The sequence below is a fragment of the Sphingobacterium sp. UBA6645 genome, assembly GCF_002455685.1.
Taxonomy (GTDB): Bacteria; Bacteroidota; Bacteroidia; order Sphingobacteriales; family Sphingobacteriaceae; genus Sphingobacterium; species Sphingobacterium hotanense.
The window spans coordinates 1-2,904 of the sequence record NZ_DKLH01000047.1 but is presented as its reverse complement, the minus strand read 5'-3'; the positions used below and the strand labels follow the sequence as shown (position 1 = coordinate 2,904).

4 protein-coding genes are annotated in these 2,904 nt (G+C 33.5%); 3 read left to right on the top strand and 1 reads right to left on the bottom strand.

Annotated features, from left to right (window positions below):
* Positions 1-397 precede the first annotated feature (397 nt).
* Complete coding sequence (gene lnu(A) / locus B2400_RS09135; RefSeq protein WP_001829870.1) at positions 398-883, bottom strand: lincosamide nucleotidyltransferase Lnu(A); 486 nt, start codon at positions 881-883, stop codon at positions 398-400.
* 676 nt (positions 884-1,559) lie between these two features.
* Between lnu(A) and B2400_RS09130 the strand changes: the two genes are divergently transcribed.
* The 3 genes from B2400_RS09130 to B2400_RS09120 form a co-directional block, all read left to right on the top strand.
* Positions 1,560-2,219, top strand: coding sequence for a replication protein (locus B2400_RS09130; protein WP_105139627.1), 660 nt, complete (start codon positions 1,560-1,562; stop codon positions 2,217-2,219).
* A gap of 9 nt (positions 2,220-2,228) precedes the next feature.
* Complete coding sequence (locus tag B2400_RS09125; protein WP_172699695.1) at positions 2,229-2,393, top strand: hypothetical protein; 165 nt, start codon at positions 2,229-2,231, stop codon at positions 2,391-2,393.
* 249 nt (positions 2,394-2,642) lie between these two features.
* A partial coding sequence (locus B2400_RS09120) for a plasmid recombination protein (RefSeq protein ID WP_293932792.1) occupies positions 2,643-2,904 on the top strand: 262 nt, incomplete at its 3' end.

The window sequence follows — 2,904 nt, the reverse complement described above, 5'->3', positions numbered from 1 at the left end:
TTTGTAAAAGGTGGAGAGTTTGAAAAAATTCATAGAAATGAAACTCGAACACGAGATAGAGATGAATTAAGTCGTTAGAAGCTCATATTTGCGTTTTAAGGCGTTTTAAATCAATACCAGTATATTTATACCTGTTTGGTCTTTTCGTCGGCATAAGCGTTAAAAATGGCAATAGAAAAAGCAGCAAGGGCGAACGTAGTGAGTGCATTTACCCTTGCAGCTTTTTTTGTTGTCATTTAGCTTTTGTAAACCGACAGAAAAGCCAACAGGTATGACTGTTTACTCACTTTTCAGAGGCATGATCAAACGCATTGCGTTTGTCAGGTGTGGGCGGAAGCCCACGGTTTTTAAAAGGGTTCCGAGGCTCAACGTCAATAAAGCAATTGGAATAAAGCAATTATGTTATTGATTTTAAATTTTTTATATCAAAATGGTCTTTTTCTGTTAAATCATAACCAGAATGAAAAAGAAGTTGAGCTTCTTTTGAAATACATGGTATTTTTCGACCTTTGTAATTAGTTTCTGAAAACCAGTCATTTTGGAAAACATAATTACCACCTTCTGGGTTTGCTTGGGTAATTGATCCATCATCATTTAGATTTATAGGATGAATATCTAAATACCCATATTCTTCATGCTTAAGTTCCATACGTGAAGGCATCCAATCAACTTCTATTTTGTATCCGATATCTTCTAATTTTTGTATAACTTTTTGAGTGTGTTGAGCGTCAAAATCTATATCTATATCTCTGTGTTCTCTTTGTTGTTTTCCAGTTAATACATCTACCCCCCAGCCACCATCTAACCAATAAGTTACTTTCATGTGTTCAAATAAATCTAAAATATAAAATAAATCTTTTTCTGTTACATTATTATTTTTCATTTTATCCCTCCTAACTTGGGAATTTGAAACGAGTTGAAAACGAGTTTCTTCTTGTCTTGATACTATATAGAAACAACTACATTTTTATAATAACTAAATAAATGCTGATATAACAGTGTTTTTAGATGTTTTTTGTTAAAAAAAGGTTGAAAACAAAAAAACTCTGGGGGAGATTTTGAAAAAAATCGACCAACTTCTGGGGGGTACTACGACCCCCCTTTTAAGTGCCGAGTGCCAAATTCATTTTTTTTGATGCTTTATCCTTACTTGCTCAAGGGTTTTGCCTTGGCGAGAAGTGAGCGAGAAATTGGCGAGAAATTGGCGAGAAATTGGCACAAAATAAAATATTACATTATTTAAATTGTTATAAATAAAATAATATGTTATTTTATTTATGAGGTGATTATAGTGTCTGAAAAATCTGAAAAAAAAGAAAATATTAATGTTATAGTTCCTGCATCGTTAAAACAGCGTATATCTGAAAAAGCGGAATCTTTAGGGATGTCTCTGTCGTCATATATTCGTTTTGTAGTGATTAAAGATTTAGAAAAATAAAAAAAAGCCCTGCTAGAAAAAGCAAGGGCTCATAAGATTTGATATTCTTTGAATTCGCAATTTAAGTTTATCAAATTTTCCCTTGTTTTCCTAGTATGGTAACTAGGAAGGTGTAATTTTTATGGCAAAAGATAAAGCAAGATATTTTACATTTTTGTTGTATCCAGAAAGTATTCCGAATGATTGGGAAATGAGATTAGAATCGATTGGAGTTCCAATTGCAATTAGCCCATTACATGATAAAGATAAAAGTGATGTAGAAGGACAAGAGTATAAAAAAGCACATTACCATGTGATTTATGTTGCTAAAAATCCTGTAACAGCAGATAGTGTTCGTTTTAAAATTAAAGGTCTTTTAGGTGATAAGAGTGTTGCTTTAGTGAAAATTATTGTTACAAGTATTGAAAATATGTATTTGTATTTAACGCATGAATCTAAGGATGCTTTAGCAAAAAGTAAATATAAGTATAGTCGTAAAGATATTAAGTTAATTAATAATTTTGATATCGATCGTTATATAACGTTAGATGTTGAAGATAAAGATGATATGTTGAATGAAGTGTGTGATTTAATCGATGAACATGATTTAGCAAATATGCGAGAACTAAGAAGGTTTGTGAGAAATCATGGAACTGAATATAATTTACCGAGTATGAAAGTGATTAATTCAGTTTTACGTTCGCATACAGGCTTATTAAGATTATATTTTGATGCTGTCTATCAAGAGCGCCGATATGGTCGTTCTGATTATGACAAAGAAACTGGAGAAATAAAGGGATAGGTGACGAAAATGGAATGGGATAATTCAATTTATCTTGAATACGGTGTTAAGCATACTTTGACGAGGGAGGAGATTGGTGTTCTTCAAAAAGCGTTAAAAGAAGTTGAGGTAGATGAAGAACACCAAGATTCTTTGAATGCGTTACAAGCGATATTTATTCACCATATGGATTAAATAAAAGCCCCCTGACGAAAGTCGAAGGGGGCTTTTATTTTGGTTTGAGGTTTGCATACCTACTAGAATAGTAGGGCAGCAAATCGTCAAACAGGTATCAGCTAATTGCACCATAAGGGTGCGCTGATACTCGGCTCAAAAGAGCCGATAGAGCCGTCTGCAAGACCCCTCGGCGAGCTCACCTTTACGAAGTAAAGTATAGTGGGTTATACTTTACATGGAAGCTGTACCGAAGTTAGGAGTGTTTATATGTCATTTGTAGTGGCGAGAATGCAGAAGATGAAAGCTGGCAATTTAGTCGGCATAGGTAATCATAATCAACGGTTAACTGACAATCATTCAAACAAAGATATTGATACGGAACGCTCGTATTTGAATTATGACTTAGTCAATCGCACAGACAATTACAAAACGGATATTCAGCAATTTATTAACGACAACAAATCGAGTAGTCGTGCTGTCAGAAAAGATGCTGTATTAATAAACGAATGGATCATAACTTCTGACAACC

What these genes read in the sequence shown, in the direction of transcription:
- B2400_RS09130 (WP_105139627.1), top strand. Translation starts at nt 1,560, where the DNA reads ATGGCAAAAGATAAAGCAAGATATTTTACATTTTTGTTGTATCCAGAA.
- B2400_RS09125 (WP_172699695.1), top strand. Translation starts at nt 2,229, where the DNA reads ATGGAATGGGATAATTCAATTTATCTTGAATACGGTGTTAAGCATACT.